At 63.2% G+C, this 15,942-nt stretch carries 15 protein-coding genes; 5 read left to right on the forward strand and 10 right to left on the reverse strand.

Annotation, left to right across the window (positions count from 1 at the left end; translation table 11 throughout):
• The first annotated feature begins 26 nt into the window (after positions 1-26).
• A complete protein-coding gene (locus LN996_RS01985) occupies positions 27-527 on the forward strand; it encodes a carboxymuconolactone decarboxylase family protein (RefSeq protein WP_231338519.1) in 501 nt (166 codons plus the stop codon).
• Here LN996_RS01985 and LN996_RS01990 read toward each other — a convergent pair.
• Together LN996_RS01990 and LN996_RS01995 are read right to left on the reverse strand one after the other, a co-directional pair.
• Positions 524-1,978: an amino acid permease gene (locus tag LN996_RS01990; protein ID WP_231338520.1), complete on the reverse strand. Its 1,455-nt coding sequence runs from the start codon at positions 1,976-1,978 to the stop codon at positions 524-526. The two genes, LN996_RS01985 and LN996_RS01990, sit on opposite strands and share 4 nt — an antisense overlap.
• 253 nt (positions 1,979-2,231) lie before the next feature.
• Positions 2,232-3,173 carry an aminodeoxychorismate lyase gene (locus tag LN996_RS01995; RefSeq protein ID WP_231338521.1) on the reverse strand — a complete coding sequence of 314 codons (942 nt, stop codon included), beginning with the start codon at positions 3,171-3,173 and terminating at the stop codon, positions 2,232-2,234.
• A gap of 87 nt (positions 3,174-3,260) precedes the next feature.
• Here LN996_RS01995 and cls point away from each other — a divergent pair, with 87 nt between their 5' ends.
• A complete protein-coding gene (gene cls / locus LN996_RS02000) occupies positions 3,261-4,733 on the forward strand; it encodes a cardiolipin synthase (protein WP_231338522.1) in 1,473 nt (490 codons plus the stop codon).
• Positions 4,734-4,791: 58 nt separating this feature from the next.
• Here cls and pabB read toward each other — a convergent pair whose 3' ends face one another.
• Both pabB and LN996_RS02010 read right to left on the reverse strand, forming a co-directional pair.
• A complete protein-coding gene (gene pabB, locus LN996_RS02005) occupies positions 4,792-6,828 on the reverse strand; it encodes an aminodeoxychorismate synthase component I (RefSeq protein WP_231338523.1) in 2,037 nt (678 codons plus the stop codon).
• The gene (locus LN996_RS02010; RefSeq protein WP_231338524.1) at positions 6,825-7,385 is read right to left on the reverse strand and encodes a low molecular weight protein-tyrosine-phosphatase; all 561 of its coding nucleotides are present in this window, start codon (positions 7,383-7,385) and stop codon (positions 6,825-6,827) included. The genes pabB and LN996_RS02010 overlap by 4 nt, the downstream gene beginning before the upstream one ends.
• A gap of 241 nt (positions 7,386-7,626) precedes the next feature.
• Here LN996_RS02010 and LN996_RS02015 point away from each other — a divergent pair, with 241 nt between their 5' ends.
• Entirely contained in the window at positions 7,627-9,120 is a 1,494-nt protein-coding gene (locus tag LN996_RS02015; protein ID WP_231338525.1) for a M60 family metallopeptidase, read from the forward strand.
• Between the two features lie 3 nt (positions 9,121-9,123).
• Here the strand turns inward: LN996_RS02015 and LN996_RS02020 are convergent, their stop codons facing one another.
• A complete protein-coding gene (locus LN996_RS02020) occupies positions 9,124-9,732 on the reverse strand; it encodes a TetR/AcrR family transcriptional regulator (RefSeq protein ID WP_231338526.1) in 609 nt (202 codons plus the stop codon).
• A gap of 99 nt (positions 9,733-9,831) precedes the next feature.
• Between LN996_RS02020 and LN996_RS02025 the strand changes: the two genes are divergently transcribed.
• Positions 9,832-10,131, forward strand: a complete 300-nt coding sequence (locus tag LN996_RS02025; protein WP_231338527.1) for a hypothetical protein — start codon at positions 9,832-9,834, stop codon at positions 10,129-10,131.
• Positions 10,132-10,210: 79 nt separating this feature from the next.
• Here the strand turns inward: LN996_RS02025 and LN996_RS02030 are convergent, their stop codons facing one another.
• The 3 genes from LN996_RS02030 to LN996_RS02040 are packed head-to-tail and all read right to left on the reverse strand — an operon-like array spanning position 10,211 to position 13,628.
• On the reverse strand, positions 10,211-11,167 hold the full coding sequence (locus LN996_RS02030) for a ribokinase (protein WP_231338528.1): 957 nt from the start codon (positions 11,165-11,167) through the stop codon (positions 10,211-10,213).
• Entirely contained in the window at positions 11,164-12,606 is a 1,443-nt protein-coding gene (locus LN996_RS02035) for an MFS transporter (RefSeq protein ID WP_231338529.1), read from the reverse strand. Before LN996_RS02035 ends, LN996_RS02030 begins: the two co-directional genes overlap by 4 nt.
• Positions 12,606-13,628 (reverse strand): nucleoside hydrolase, encoded by a 1,023-nt coding sequence (locus tag LN996_RS02040; protein ID WP_231338571.1) that lies wholly within the window; start codon positions 13,626-13,628, stop codon positions 12,606-12,608. Before LN996_RS02040 ends, LN996_RS02035 begins: the two co-directional genes overlap by 1 nt.
• A 188-nt stretch (positions 13,629-13,816) precedes the next feature.
• On the opposite strand from LN996_RS02040, the gene LN996_RS02045 reads away from it, so the two are divergent.
• A complete protein-coding gene (locus LN996_RS02045) occupies positions 13,817-14,851 on the forward strand; it encodes a LacI family DNA-binding transcriptional regulator (RefSeq protein WP_231338530.1) in 1,035 nt (344 codons plus the stop codon).
• On the opposite strand, the gene LN996_RS02050 is transcribed toward LN996_RS02045, so the two are convergent.
• Together LN996_RS02050 and LN996_RS02055 are read right to left on the reverse strand one after the other, a co-directional pair.
• Positions 14,835-15,200 (reverse strand): hypothetical protein, encoded by a 366-nt coding sequence (locus LN996_RS02050; protein WP_231338531.1) that lies wholly within the window; start codon positions 15,198-15,200, stop codon positions 14,835-14,837. The genes LN996_RS02045 and LN996_RS02050 overlap by 17 nt on opposite strands.
• 36 nt (positions 15,201-15,236) lie before the next feature.
• On the reverse strand, positions 15,237-15,860 hold the full coding sequence (locus LN996_RS02055; RefSeq protein WP_231338532.1) for a LysE family transporter: 624 nt from the start codon (positions 15,858-15,860) through the stop codon (positions 15,237-15,239).
• Between the last annotated feature and the right edge of the window lie 82 nt (positions 15,861-15,942).

Below are 15,942 nucleotides of genomic sequence, written 5' to 3' on the forward strand. Positions count from 1 at the left end.
CGGCCCCTTTGCGTTAGGCTCCAAACATGCCCGAACAGGAAACACAGCCGCGCCTTGCCGGCTATTTGGACAAGCAGCAGCCGGATCTCTACGCCACCCTGAGCCACTATTCACAGCAACTTGTTGAAGAGGCCGACCGGCTCGGTATTTCGCGCCGGACCCTTGAACTCATCAACTATCGCTGCTCACAGATCAACGGCTGCGCATTCTGCCTGGACCTTCACCATCGCCGGGCCCTGAAGTACGGCGAGACTGAACAGCGGCTGTCCCTGGTGGCTGTCTACAAGGAAGTCCAGCTCTTCGAGCCCGCCGAAGTGGTGGCCATGGAAATCGCCGAGCAGATCACCCGGATGAGCTCCTCGCGGCCCAGCCCCGAGCTATTCGACCAGGCACGACAGCACTACAGCGACGAGCAGATCAGTGTTCTCTGCATGGCTGCCATCGGAATCAACGCCTTCAACCGCCTGTCCATTCTGAGCGAGCACCCGGTGCGGGCGGCCAAGAAGCAGGCGCCACCGCAGCCCTAAGCGTCCACCGCTTTCTTGAGCGACCGCCGTCGCCCGTATTTGAAGTAGAAGACGGCGTAGCAGGCCCCCACGAAGGGAACACCGAACAAGAGTGCCGCCACTTGGTTGGGATCGAACGCGATACCGATCAGCGACACCACGCACAGTGCGAACGCGAGGATCGGAACCAGGGGGAACAACGGCGCCTTGTAGGGGAGGGTGCTGAGGTCGCCACCGTTTTTGACGAAGGTCCGGCGGTAGATGAAGTGTGAAGCGACGATGGACATCCAGACACCAACCGTCGCGAAACCGGCCACCGAGACAAGAACCAGGTAGACCGTTGCCGGGGCGACCACGCTGCTGATCAGGGATGCCAGGCCGCCGAGCATGCTCACGCAAAGGGCCACCATCGGGATGCCGCGCTTGGTCAACTTGCGGAACGCCTTGGGCGCGTGGCCTTCGTCGGCCAACGAGAACAGCATCCGGGCACACGAGAAGAGCCCGCAGTTGCCCGCGGAGAGAAGAGCCGTGATGATCACGAAGTTCATGATGTCGGCGGCGTACGGGATACCCAGCATGGAAAAGACGGTGACGAACGGGCTTTCGTCCACGCTGACTTGCTCGTAGGGAATGGTGGCTGCGATAACCACGATCGCGCCAACAAAGAAGATCATGAGCCGGATGACCGTGGTCCGCATGGCTTTGGGGATGTTCGCGCCGGGGTTGGCCGTTTCGCCTGCGGCGACACCGATCAGTTCGGAGCCGGAGAACGCATAGAACACTGCCAGGCAGGTGACAAAGACTCCCGTGAAGCCGTTCGGGAACAGCCCGTCCGGCGTGGTGAAGTTCTCGCCAAAGGAGGGGTAGTCGCCCGCAGCGAGGGGGTGGAAGCCTGCCAACGCGGCGCCACCCAGGATGATCAGGCCGACGACGGCGGCGACCTTGATGAGCGCGAACCAGAACTCCGATTCACCAAAGACACGCGATGAAATGGCGTTCAGCGTAAACAGTACGGTGGCGAACACGAAACACCAGATCCAGACGTCGACGCCAGGGAACCAACGCTGCATGAGTAACCCCGCTGCGGTGAATTCAGACCCTAGCGCGACGGCCCAGCAGAGCCAATAGAGCCAGGCGGTGGCGAATCCAGTGGCCGGGCCGATCGTCCGGGCTGCGTAGATGTGGAAGGCGCCTGAGACGGGGAACGCAACAGCGAGCTCCCCGAGGCAGGCCATCACCAGGTAGACCACCACGGCGCCGATGAGGAATGCCAGCACCGCACCAAGGGGCCCTGCCGTGGCGATGGTGTATCCGGAACTAACGAACAGGCCTGAGCCGATGACGCCGCCCATGGCGATCATCACCAGGTGCCGGGCCTCCATGGACCGGCGCAGTCCTGTGTTTGAGGCATCAGTCCGGGACTGCGCCTCGGTTGCCGATGCTTCGGCTTTTGTGGGGGAGCTGAGTCCCATATTCCCTCCGGGAAGTTAGCCGTCAAAGTCTGAAGTAGTACCAGCCGGACGTGATCCAACTAACACGACAACAAGATTCATCACATGCGTAATGACCATTTCAAGGAGGATAAGGAATGCGATTGGACGCACAAATTGCTCTTGGCTGAGACCAAGAATTCCTAATCATTGAGTCACGCGAGCAATTACTCTACTTGTTATCTGCTAGGTTCCATGCGGAGCTCCGTCGGCGAATGCCTGTGGATCGGAGCGCCTATTCGATCCCCGCGAACAATTCGTTCAGTTCGGCGGTGAGCTGCTTCCGCACGGAGGGGGTGCCGATTTCCTTGCCGTTGATGTGGTTCACGGGTGCGATCAGGCGGATGCTGGAGATGAGCCACACAGCATCAGCATCGAACAGGTCCTGGGGTACCAGCGGCCCGTAGCCAAGCTCCCAGCCGGCAGCCTTCGCGGCGGCAAACAGCGCACCCTGCGACGTGCCCGGGAGAATGCCGCTGTCATGTTGGGGCGTGATGAGGCGGCGAACAGTCCTGACGGAACCTTCGCCGTCGTCGACCGTTTCCAGATGCGCCAGCAGCACAGTGGACGTCGGGCCTTCCAGGACACGCCCATCAGTGGATGTGAAGATCGCATCGTCAGCGCCCTGTTTGTGCGCGTAGCGCAGCGCCGCCATATTGACCGCGTAGGAGAGCGTCTTGGCGCCAAGGAGCAGCCATGGCGCGCGTTCGCCGGCTTCGGTATCGAAGCCACGGTCCAAAAGTACGACGTCGATGCCCGTCTCGCGCTGCCGGCGACTGCCCGCGGGCGAGGGCGAAGCCTGTACCCAGCATGTGGGGCTGGCGGCACCTTCAACACCGCGTGTCACGATCAGCTTGACGACGACTTCGTCCTCTTCGGGCGTGGGTGCGGGGTGGATGTCGCGGAATTCGTTGATGGCGGTCTCGATCGCCTTGCGCCACACATCCTGCTCGGGGACCGCCAAGTCCAAGGCCGCCGCGGAACTGCCCAGCCGGTTCAGGTGGGCCTGGACTTTGCGGGCACGTCCTTGGACAGCGAGGAGCGATTCGAACACGCCGTCGCCGCGGGTGGCACCCAGGTCCGTTGCCATGAGCTGAGGCTGGCTGGAATCGGCGATGCGTCCGTTTTCGAAGGCCGGGTCCAGGAAAACAAGGACCGTCGGGGCAGGTGAAGTCATGCTCCCAGCTTAGTGCGGACCCGGTGGAGGGGACTTTGCCGGATAGGCTGTGCTCACTGTTGTTCATGAACTGTGGGGGTTTGTCGGGTGCTCTTTCCTTTTCCGTTTGGCCAGGAGTGGACCTGGTTGCTTGGAGCGTGGGCCATTGCGGAAGTCGTCATGCGCATCGTGTTGCTGGGCATCATCCCCGGCAACCGCCGTCCCACCACCGCCATGGCTTGGCTTTTGGCTGTGTTTCTCATCCCATCTGTGGGGTTCGTCCTGTTCCTGCTTTTCGGCAACTTCAAGTTGTCCCGGCGCAGGCGTGAGCAGCAGGAAGAGGTCAATCGCCGTGTTCGTGCGGTGACCTCCGATCTGTCCGATCCCGTGAGCGTGTACTCCGGGCCGGAATGGGTGAAGTCGGCCGGAGAGCTGAACCACCGGCTCGGCTCATTGCCCATGGTCGACGGCAACAAAGTTGAGTTGATTCCCGGCTACGAAGAGTCCATCAAAGCCATGGCCCAGGCAGTCAAGGGCGCCAAGAGCTACGTCAACGCCGAGTTCTACATCATGAGCAGCGACTCCGTGACGGACGAACTGCTCACCGAGCTGGAAAACGCGGCTGACCGCGGTGTCACCGTCAGGCTGCTCTTCGACCACATCGGAACATTGCGCGTCAAAGGGTACCGCCGCCTGATCAGGCGGCTCAAGGCAGGAAAGATCCAGTGGAAGCGAATGCTGCCGCTGCTGCCCATCCACGGTCAATGGCGCCGGCCCGACCTCAGGAACCACCGCAAGATCATGGTCATCGACGGCGAAGTTGCGTTCACCGGCTCACAGAATTTGATCGAACCCTCCTACAACAACCCCAAGCACCACAAAGTGGGCCGCAAATGGGTTGAGCTCATGTCCCGGCTCGAGGGCCCGATCGTGGCCACGCTCAACGTGGTGTTCGCAACGGACTGGCTCAGCGAAACGGACGAATCACTGGAGGACCAGCTGCGCCTGCCAACCCAGCCGCCTCCGGGCCGAGTCACTGCCCAGGTAGTGCCGAGCGGTCCAGGATTCGCCACCGAAAACAACCTGCGCTTGTTCAACACCCTGATCTACTCGGCGCAGCACCGGATCTCCATCTGCAGCCCCTACTTCGTCCCGGACGATTCCCTGCTCTACGCCATCACTACCGCAGCGCAGCGTGGAGTGGACGTTGAGCTCTTCGTCTCCGAAAAGGGCGACCAGTTCCTGGTCCACCATGCCCAACGCTCCTACTATGAAGCCCTGCTGGGTGCCGGTGTCCGTATCTACCTGTACCGGGCGCCGTACGTCCTCCACGCCAAGCACTTCACCATCGACGACGAAGTGGCCGTTCTCGGTTCCAGCAACATGGACATGCGCTCCTTCTCCCTGAACATGGAGGTCTCGGTGATGCTCCTCGGCGCCGAAACCGTGGACCTCATGCGGGCCGTGGAATCCACATATCGCGAGGTGTCCCGTGAGCTTATGTTGGATGACTGGATGCACAGACCCCCGTTGGCCAAGTATGTGGATAACGTGGCCCGATTGACGGCGACGCTCCAGTAGTTTTAGTGCAGCTAATGCCCTTTAGGGGTGCTCTTAGGGGCATTAGCTGTACAAAAACTCAGCCCGGGAATTCGGCGCCCAACGTCGACAGGACACCGAACGCCTTGGTGCGGATCTCTTCGTACTCGTCATCGGCCACGGAATCCGCGGTGATGGCCCCGCCCACCCCGAGGGACAGCGTGCGCCCGCCGTCGCCGTCGGGGTTCACCACCAACGTGCGGATGACGACAGCGAGGTCCGTGGCAGCGTTCAGCGAGAAGTACCCAATGGCGCCCGAGTAGATGCCCCGTGGCCCAGCCTCCAGCTGGTCCAGGATGTCCATGGTGCTGATCTTCGGCGCACCCGTCATGGAGCCGGCCGGGAAGGCAGCGGCCAGGGCTTCGGCACGTGGTGCGCCCGGCTTCAGGTGGGCGTCGATGGTACTGACCATTTGGTGGACCGTGGCGTAGCTTTCAATGGCGCACAGTCGGCTCACTGTCACCGAACCGGGGATGGCGAAGTGGCTCAGGTCGTTGCGCAGCAAGTCCACGATCATGATGTTCTCGGCGCGGTCCTTCGGCGACGTCTCCAGCTCGTGCCGCAGCGCCGAGTCTTCGGCTGCGTCCGGGGAACGGCGTCGGGTGCCCTTGATCGGCTCGGCGCGCATGCCCCCATCGGACAGGATGCGAAGGAACCGCTCGGGCGACGTACTCGCGACCACCAGTTCGCCGAACCGCAGGTAACTGGCGAACGGTGCCGGGTTCCGGCGTCGAAGGTTCAGGTAACTGCGCCACGGATCCAGGTTCCCGGCTGGGGCTTCAAGGGTGGTGGTCAGGCAAATCTCGTAGGAATTGCCTTCACTGATTTCGTGCTGGGAGTCTGCGATCTTGCGTTTGTAGTCCGTGGCGGAGTCGCGGCTGAGGAACTCGAGTCCAGAGGGAGCGGTCCCGGAGTCAGGGACCGCGGCAGCCGGGACCACAGCAGCCCCGACGGCGGTGCGGGCCTCGCGCAACCACGCATCGGCGTCGGGCGCTTCCAGGGCGAGCAGCCAGGCAGTCTGTTCCCGATGGTCCAGCACCACGGCTCGGCCGGCGAAAAGCAAGGCTGCGTCCGGAGTGGGCGAGGTGACGTCGTTGCCGCCGGTTTCCCGTTTGAGTTCGTAGCCCAGGTATCCCAGCCAGCCCAGCGTGAACTGGCCGTCGTAGCCGCGGGGTGCACGGACAGCCCGCCGACCCCACACGGAGTCGAGCCAGCGGAAGAACGGTCCCGACGTGGTCACTGTGGCGGACCCGGCGGTCACTTCGGTAGCCCCGGCCCGGTGAAGGACCGACTGACCGTAGGTGCCGCCGTCGTCGGCAAGGATGCTGAAGCGGCTGCGGGCAGCAGCCTGGGACCTGCCGGCCACCGCCGAGGCGTTTGAGGAATCCAGCCATACTGCGTTCGTGGAGCGGCCATAAAGCGACTGGAAGAGCTGCGCCGCATCGGGCATCATGTCCAGCCGTTCGGAGCGCAGCTGCAGTCCGCGGCGGCCACTGAGTTCGGGCGAGAGGATCGCCGCGAGCGGCGCCAAGTACATAAGGGCCTGCAATACGTTGTCAGGAGCGCTTCCGTCCGCAGGGTTTTGCACGCGGATGTCGGCGGCGCCTGCCACGGCATCCGTTTCAAGCCACTCATCCTCCTGGGCAGCCCAGGCGTCCCAGTACGGTTCGTAGGTGCTTCCGTCCCGCGCCAAGGCACGACGACGGCGGTCATCACCGGGGGATTCGACCCACACCACGGCGTCCAGCATGGAACGGGCAGCAGCTGCCGCAGCGCCAACGCCTTCAACAATCACGATCTCGGCGGGCAGTGTGACGTTCAGTCCGCCGTCGTAGTGCCGTTCCCAGTCCCAGCTGGTCCATTCGGCGGCCTGGCCGGAGCTCAGCGGCGTCAGGACTGTGGCGATGTAACGTTCAATGCCTGTCCGGAGGCCGTTCCAGCCGGGGTAGATGTCCTCCAGATGGAAAAGCGAAACCTTGTGGTGCTGCCGAAGGCGGGCCGCCAGTTCAACGGCCAGTGTGGTTTTTCCTGCGCCGGACCTGCCGTCAACAGCGATGATCACGGGTGCAGGGGTCATGACATAGAGGTTACCTGCTGGTGCTCGTGGGCTTGGGCGTCGTCAACCGCAGCGATCGCTGTCTTGACGTACTGCACGATTCCGGGGATGGACGCCTTGACGAGCGTCCAGGTGTTGTCGAAGTCAGTGTGGCCGCCGTACCAAGGGTCCTCGATGCCCAGGTCCAGGGAGCTGCGCCCTGCCATGTGGGGATCGAAGCTGCGCAGCATTCGAACCTTCTCCAGTGACGGGCGGTCCGGGGCGCCTTGCTGCAGCCAGCCGAAGTGGTCCACGTCGAGTGCGAGGATCAGCTCCCGTTCGGCGAACCAGTCATGCCGCCATTCCCTGGCTACATGATCCTCTGACGCGATGTGCTGGGCTGTGAGGACCCGGGCTGCGCGGGGATCGATGGGATGCCCGACCTCGTACCCGGTGGTGCCCGCAGAGTCCACTGCAACGAGCTGGCCGAGCCCTTCCGCTTCGAAGGCTTCGGTGAGCATGAGCGCTGCCATGGGTGAGCGGCAGATGTTTCCAGTGCAGACCGTGATGATGCGGTATGGGCTCGTCGTTGAGTACATGCAGCAAGCATGATTCATGGCACCCCTTCTTGGCTAGGGGGCCACTCCACAGGAAAGTCATTTTATGTGTCGAATCTGTCACATAGTGGTGGAAGAGGTTAGTAAACGCTTTCTATTTCTTGTGGCGTGAGCGATTCTTTTCTGCTATTTCGCTGAGACTATTGCCTTAATCGATAGTAAGCGCTTTCATTTTAACCCGTGAGGCCGGTCATAGTGATCGGCACGGACAAAAGGATGATCCATGACTGAAAGCCATAGCCCCGTCCCCGTTTCCCATAAAGCCGATAATGCCGGAACAGCGGCCCTGGGGCGTCACGCCATCAGCAGGCGTGGTGCCTTGGGCGCCATGGCGGTGGTTGCCGGTGGCCTGATGGTGCCGTGGGCTGCCGGTCCGGCTGCGGCTGATACCCGAACCAGCCAGTCGCGCAGCCAAATCGTCACAGCAATGCCGGATTCACATGGCTCGGAGGAGGATAGGCTGCAGATCTCCCTGTGCACCACCAACCTTCAATCCACCGGGTTCCACCTCCCGGCAAACGCGTCCTTGATCGTTTCTGTGAAGGCGATGACCGCGGATGCCGTTCTGGTGATTGGGGCCCCCGACGCCGATGCCCGCCCTGAGTTCAAGAAGTCCCGTGAGTACCCACTTAAGCGGGGAAAGAACGTGATTACTGATGCCGGCGGCGGAGTGATCTACTACAAGGTGATCGGCGACGGCGGATACGTCAACGCCACGCTCGACGCCGCCGCGCAGCCTATGCCCTACTTCGTGTATGGCCGCACCAGTGAACTTGAGTTCCAGCGGCAGCTCGATGAGCGTCCAACCCCGTTCGTGGAACTGGTCAGTGCGCATGCAACAGTCACCGTAGAGCGCGCGTCGGCACTGCGGTATCGCTCAGAGAACCATTCAGACTTGATGTTCACGTTCGAGGACCTGATCTCCATCGAGGACGTGACCAGCGGGTACGACGGCTCAAGTCCAGTCCATGCCCGCCAACCCCACCCGTATCACCTGGTGGGGTATCCCTCGGCGATTGCCAACGTTGGCGCCTACGCCACGCATGGGCATACGTCCTTTCCGCCGCCCATTCAGGACCGCCTCCTGACGGTGGAGGGCCTGCGCATGCGGGGTTGGGGGATCTATCACGAGCTGGGTCATCAACACCAGCAGGTGACCTACAAGCCAACGTCACTGACAGAGGTCACGGTGAACATCTACTCCCTCGCCGTGAATGCCAGCTTCGCCAGGAAGTACGGCCAGCAGCCTCGGCTTCACGTCCCCGATGGGACCACCGGCCTGACGCCGTGGGAATCGGCCGTGCCCATGATCGGCAGCGATGGGGTGGTGTACGGGACCACGTTCGACGGCATGGAACGTTTGGTCATGTTCGAACAGCTCCGCCTGGGCTTCAAGAACTTCTGGCCGACGCTGCACAAGATCATCAGGGAGCAGCGACCTCCCAAGGGTGACTACTGGGATGAGGTTTACCGTCTGCGCAACTTTGTGGTGTGGGCCAGCAAGGCCGCGAACACTGACTTGAGCGACTTCTTCCTCAAATGGGGCTTCACCGTGGACGACGACGCGCGTGCCCAGATCGCAGCGGCAGGGCTAGTGCCGCCGTCGAGCGATCCCACGCTGATCCGCGACGAAGCGCAGCTCATGCTGGCGAAGCAGATCCAGTCGCAAAAATCCCTCGCCGCGCGCTCGCAGTTTGAGGAGGCCGGTGCTCAGTAGAGCTTAAGCGGTGGTCGCTGGAGCGTTGGCTTCGGCGGCCAGCGCTGCGGCGGCCAGGTGAACGGTGCGTACGACGGCGGCACGTCGCCTTTCGGTCCGGCCTGGCCTGTCGCCGGCCATCAGTCCGTCGAGCGCGGGCAGTACGGGTGCGGCGTCGCAGAGGCTCACGATGGTGATGAGCAGGTCTCCGGCGTCTTCCCTGGAGATGCCGGGCAGGGCGGCGATGGTGCTGTTGACCTTTGACGCACAGTTGGCCATCCGCTTGGGCAGGCCCACAACGTCCGTGCCCCGTTCCAGGCCCTCCCAGAAGAGGAGGCGGGGTGCCGTGGCATCGGTTTGGTGGTGGTCGAAGAGGCGTCCGGCGTAGTCCGCCATGGCCTCGGGCCCACTGCCCTCGATGGGAACTTCGTCCATGAGGGTGCTCAGTGCGGCAACGATCACGGCGTCGAAGAGTGCGTTCTTATTGCCGAAGTACTGGTAGATCCGCTCCTTGTTAACGCCTGCCTCAGCCGCGATGCGGTCGATGCGGGCACCGGCCAGTCCACGCGCGCAAAACTCCGACGTCGCTGCCTCGAGCAGCAGTCCCTTTGTTCGCTCTGTGTCCCACGCCATAGGGTCATATTACCAGTTTCCAACTAAGTAGTTGTAATTGTTGGCGGGCTTGGTTATGGTGTTTCCAAGCCAATTGCAACTATCTGGTTGGAGAATGCCATGACTGCCCAAGCCGCCCCCGAAGCAACGACGTCCGCAGCCCGCCCGCACATGCCATCCGTGCACACCCGGGCGCTCATCACCTGGTTGGCGATCTTCCCGCTTGTGTCCCTGGGCATGCTGCTGCTCGGCCCGATCATGGAGCCGTGGCACCCCGTCCTGCGGGCACTCCTGCTGACCGCGGTGGTGGTTCCGGCTGCGGTCTACGTCGTGGTCCCGCGGCTCATGGCCGGCCACGGCGCTCTATCCCGCAAGGCCGTGGAGCGCGCCGCCCGACGCGCCGCCCGGAAGTCCGCTTAACCCAAGTAGGTCGCAGTTGCGGGCGTTCCGAGAGCTCAGAACGCCCGTAACTGCGACCCAGTTGGGTGGGAGGCTGGGACTAAGCGTCCCGCAGCTGCTCGACGTCGGCAGTGCTTGGGTACGCGGCTTGCGTCCCCTTCTTCGTGGCCGCCAATGCTGCGGCTACCGAGGCAAACGCTGCGGCATCGGCCAGGGATTCCCCGGCAGCAAGACGTGCTGCAACTGCCCCCGTGAACGCGTCGCCGGCGCCCGTGGTGTCCACGGCGTTGACGCGCGTCGGGGCGATGCGGGTGATGTGATCCTCCGCGCCGCGGGCAAGCGAATCCAAAACCACAGATCCCCGCGCGCCGAGGGTGACCAGCACACGCTGCAATCCACGGTCGGCGAACTGGCTCCGGACCGGCTCCCAGGCTTCGGCTTCTGCCTCGACGTCGGGAATGTCAGCTTCGGTGCCAAGGAACAGCGAAGCTTCGTGCACGTTCACCAGCAGTACGTCGCTCAACCCGGCCAAAAGCTCCGGCACCTCAGCGTACGGCGAGAGGTTCAGAAGAACCGTCGCTCCGGCGTCGTGCCCTGCTTGGGCGGCGGCAATCACGGTATCGATCCCCACCTCCAGGCAGAGGCACACCACGGCCGCATCCCGGAAGGCGTCGGGCGTAACGTCCGCGGGCCTGAGCGTGCCATTGGCGCCGGCTGAAATGATGATGCTGTTCTCGCCACTCGCATCCACGGAAATCACCGCGACACCTGTGGCCTTATCGGAGCGTCGGACGCGGGATACGTCCACGCCGGCGCTGGCGGTCGAGTCCAAGAGCATGGTGCCGTTGGGGTCATCTCCCACGGCGCCGATCAGGCTGACCTGGCCGCCGAGCTTGCTCGCGGCAACGGCCTGGTTGGCGCTCTTTCCGCCGGGGTTCACGGCAAATCCATTGCCGTGAACCGTCTCCCCGGGCTGGGGGAGTCGGTCGCAGTAGATGGTGAGGTCGGCGTTGAGGGAGCCGACGACGACGATTCCCGCCTTGGGTGTGCTGGTCATGCGGTCACCTTTTCAGCGTCGGTCACTTCTGCGTCGACAGGCTTCGGAATCAGGAGCGATGCTGCGAAGGCAGCCAACGTGATGGCGAGACCCACTACTACAACGGTCAGGTAGGAGGCCTTGGCGTCATTCAATGATGCTGTCGCGACGAGGACGGCAGGAAGAACCAGGAAGCTCAACCCGGCGCCAAGGTTGAAGGCGCCCGCGTTCATCCCGGGGAGGAAGCCCGGGTTGCCCTGCGGCGAGAGGACAACGCCCAGTCCGTTCAGCATGATGTTGACGGTACCGGCGTACATGATGCCCAGCAATGCCGTGCCCACGATCATCATGGGCAGGCTGTTGAGCCCGAAGAACGCGATGATGGCCAGTGCAACAAGGCTGCCGACCAAGCCGATGCGCAGGACTTTTGTGTAGCCAAGAACCGGTGCAAGGCGGCCACTGATCGGGCCGAACAGCCAACCGAGCAGTGCGTAAGGAGTCAGGATGATGAGCGACATCTCCGTGGGACCAACGCCGAAGCCCGGATCCGCTGCCTGCACATAGGCCGGGACGATGCCGTTGATGACAGCGAAGATGCCCGTCATGGTCAGGGTGGTGGTCAGCAGCGGTGCCCAGGTGGAGCGTTGGCGCAGGTGCACTGTTTCCACCATGGGCTGCTTGGCACGCTTCTCAACAGTCCAGAAGGCAAAGAACGCGACGACGGCAATCACCGTGAGCACGATCGCGAGCGTCAGGGTGCCGGCGTCGAAAGCCGTGGCCAGCTTGGCGCCCTCGTTCAGTGCCGTCAGGAGTGCGCCCACGGCGATCACGATGAAGAATACGCCCAGCCAGTCCATGGTGGTGCCGGCGGCAGGCTTGCTCTCCCCGGCCAGGACGGCGATCAACACGGTGGCAACCAGGGCCAGTGCCACCATGAGCCAGAAGATGCTGCGGAAGCCGAAGTTCTCAGCGAAGTAGCCGCCAACGAACGAGTCGACGCCGGCCACGCCACCGTTGACCGCCGTGATGAGGCCCATGAGAGTGCCGTACTTGCGGGGGTTGCTGACGGCGGAGCGAAGCATGATCAGGCAGAGCGGAACCGTTGGGCCGCTGACGCCCTGGATGATGCGGCCTACGAAGAGCCACGTGACGTCCGGAGCCAGTGCGGCGATGACCGAGCCGACAGCCATCAGGAGCATCATGCCCACAAGGATCTTCTTGCGGCCCACGATGTCGCTGAGCCGGGGGAGGAAGAGCGAGAAGAGGGCCGCGGCTGTGAAGAACCAGGTCTGGGACAGGCCGATGGTTGCTTGGTCCGTGTTGAGCTCGTTGCCCATGGTGACCAGCGCGGGGCTGAGCATGGAGGCATTGAGCTGGAAGGCCACACAGGCGGCCAACAGGGCGACCATGAGGGCAGTGACGTTGCCTCGGGACGACTTGGTTTCTGCGAGGGCCGACATTACTTGGCTTCTCCCGCCAGGATGGCCTCTGCGGTGGCGTTGACTTCAGCGGTGGCGACAGCGCCGCCGTCGAGCGTTGGTTCGCCGATCCGTTCGATCGCGTCGGTGACCAGGTCCCAGAACTTCTGGTGGTCCAGGTCCACGGCGACGGACGTGTGGCAGTCCTCGGGGGCAGGGGCACGGAAGTCGGCAACGGTCATGCCGAGGGTGAGTTTGCCCTGGAGTTCGATGTCCACGGGGACCTTGCGGGTGGTCATCACGGTGGGGTCGATGACGTAGGCGACGGCGCACGGATCGTGGACCGGCGGGAAGTCGAAGCCCTGCGCGTCCTTGTAGGTCTTCTGGAAGAAGTCCATGAGTTCCATGACGAACCTGGCAGGCTTGGTGCCGATTTTTGCTATGCGGTTCACCACCTCGTCCGTGGCCAGCGCCTGGTGCGTGAGGTCCAGGCCGACCATCACCACGGGCCACTTCTCGTTGAAGACGATGTGCGCGGCTTCGGGATCGATGATGATGTTGAACTCCGCCACGGCGCTCCAGTTACCCACGTGGTAGCCGCCGCCCATGAGCACAACTTCCTTGACCCGCTCCACTATGCGGGGCTCCTTGCGGGCGGCCATGGCGATATTGGTGAGGCCGGCGGTGGGCACCAGGGTGACGGTGCCCGGCTCGTGTGCCATGACGGTTTCAATGATGAGGTCGACGGCGTGGCGCGGGTCCAGCTCGATGGCGGACTCGGGCTGCTCCGGGCCGTCCATGCCGGAATCGCCATGAATGCTGGGGGCCGTTTCGATGGTGCGGACCAAGGGGCGGTCGCAACCGGCTGCAAACGGGACGCCGGTGATGCCGGCGATCGTGGCGACCGAGAGGGCGTTGCGGGTGACCTTCTCGAGGGTCTGGTTTCCCACCACGGTGGTCACGGCCAGCAGTTCGATGTCCGGGTTGCCGTGTGCCAGCAGCAGGGCTACTGCGTCGTCATGGCCAGGGTCGCAGTCAAGAATGATCTTCTTGCGTGCTGTCATGGGTTTGGGGTCCACGTTTCTCTCCACGTCATTGGGGCCTGCCTGGTACTTGCCCGGGGCAGGGCGCTAAGCATTCAAGGGAATTCTGGCATCGGTTTTCGGTTACGTCAAACGCTTAACGTGGATCGCGTCAAGCGCTTGATGCTTTGTCGCAGCTCAGGGCGGTGTAACAACGCTACGATCGATGCATGGAATCCCTGGATCGGCGGAACACCCGTGCGCCCCGCGTCACTGCTGCGATGGTGGCGGCGCGCGCCGGCGTTTCCACGGCCACGGTTTCCTTGGTGGCCAACGACAAGACGCAGGGTCGGGTGTCCGACGACAACATCTCCCGCGTCCGTTCCGCCATCTCCGAGCTGGGGTACGTCGTGGACAGCATCGGGAGTTCGTTGGCTCGCGGAGTCAGTTCCATCGTCATTCTGGTGACGCCGGATGTGTCCAACCCGTTCTTTGCCAACGTCATTGCAGGCGTGCGGGAGTCGCTGGGCTCCCAGTACCAGCTGCTGCTCTCCGTCACCGACGCCGGTGAGTCACCGCAGGCTGACGACGTCCGCAAACTGCTTGCCCTCCGGCCCGCTGGTCTGCTGGTGGGTGCCCCCAGTGCAGAGTTCCTGGAAGATTTGTCCGCGGCCGGACCGCTGGTGCTGCTGGATGCGCCAGGGCTTGAGTCCTACGCGCCGTCCGTGAACCTTGATGTTGCCCAAGGAGCCCGTGAGCTGGCCCGTCATTTGGCGTCGTCCGGTCATACGCGGGCTGCCTACGTGGACGGCGTTACCGGAACCGCGACCTTCCAATTGCGCAGGGAAGCATTCCTGGAGGAGGCGGCAGCATGCGGTCTTTTGGTGGCCGATGGGCACGTCATCAGCACCCCGATCGACGTCGGTGCTGCCGCTTCCGCGTTCGCCGACGCCTGGCCGGGCTGGCAGCGTGAGGGGGTGACCGCCGTCGTCTGCGGCACTGACACGCACGCTTACGGCGTGTTGCAGGAGGCCCGCGTTGAGGGTGTCCGGATCCCTGAAGAGCTTGCCGTGGCGGGCTTCGATGACCTGCCCTATTCGGCCACGAGCAACCCCAGCCTCACCACCGTGCACCTGCCCGCAACCCCGCTGGGACGCAAGGCGGGGGAGCAATTGCGCGGACTGATGGAAGGACTGGCGCTGGACGAACCGCATGTGACGCTGGAGAGCTCGCTGGTGGTGCGGGGATCTACGTCGCCTGCTTAGGGGCAAGCGGGCGAAGCTGGTCTTCCGGGACGGGGTTGGGCACCGTGAAATAGATCTGGGGCGCCGTCATATCACCCCAGTCTTCCTTCTTCACCCGGACCGTGTCAGGTGTGACTTCGGCGATCCGGACGCGAAGCCAAGCACCGTCGTCGAGTATTAATTCGTGGGGGTCGGCGAGGTATCGCAGGCCGAGGTCATCGAGCGTTTCCTCGGCGGTGAACCAATCCACCACGTCCGTGCGTGGGCGTCCCAGCATGTCGATTGCGATGAATCCGTCACCTGCGGGCTTCATCCAGCCCACGTGCTCGCCATCGTCCGAACGCCGGTGCTCGATCCAGTCAGCTTCCATGCCTCGACGGTAGCACCGCGTCCGAGGCCGCCGTGGCTAGTGAATGACGGCGAGCAGGATACCTACAAGCACGAACAGGCATCCGAAGACGCGGTTGAGAATGGTTTGGCCCCGTTGGTCGTGGGTGAACCGTTGGAAGGACCGGGCCGCAAGGGCGAAGAAGAACCACATGACCATGATGTCGATGAACAGGACTGTGGCGGTCAGCACGGCGTATTGCTGGAGCAACGGCTGGTCCGGCCGGATGAACTGCGGCATGAACGCCAGGAAGAAGACGATGGCCTTCGGGTTCAGCAGGTTCACCCAGATGCCGCGTTGGAACATGGAGACGGCGGACTCGTTCTTTTTGTCCGCAACCTCTTCTTTGTCCAGGTCCGGTTTGTGCAGGAACTGCCGGATGCCCAGGTAGACCAAATAGGCCGCGCCAGCGTATCGGATGACGTTGAAGATCACCGGCGAGTTGGACACCAGTACGCCCACGCCCAAAGCGACGATCACGATATGGATGACCAGCGCCACCTGCTGTCCGAGGATGCCCCAGAGGGAGCGTCGGAAGCCGGAATTGAGCGAGTTGCTCATGGTGAAGATGGCACCGGCGCCGGGAGTGAAACTGATCAGGGTGCCGGCACCAACCAGGGCCAGCCAAAGTGAAAACTGCACACCTCAGCTTATGTCGGTGAGGCGGGTGCTCAGGACGCGTTCCTCCACCACCCTCTTTGGCGGCGGACCTACCCGAATGCAC

The organism is Arthrobacter sp. AK01, assembly GCF_021109375.1.
Lineage (GTDB): Bacteria > Actinomycetota > Actinomycetes > Actinomycetales > Micrococcaceae > Arthrobacter.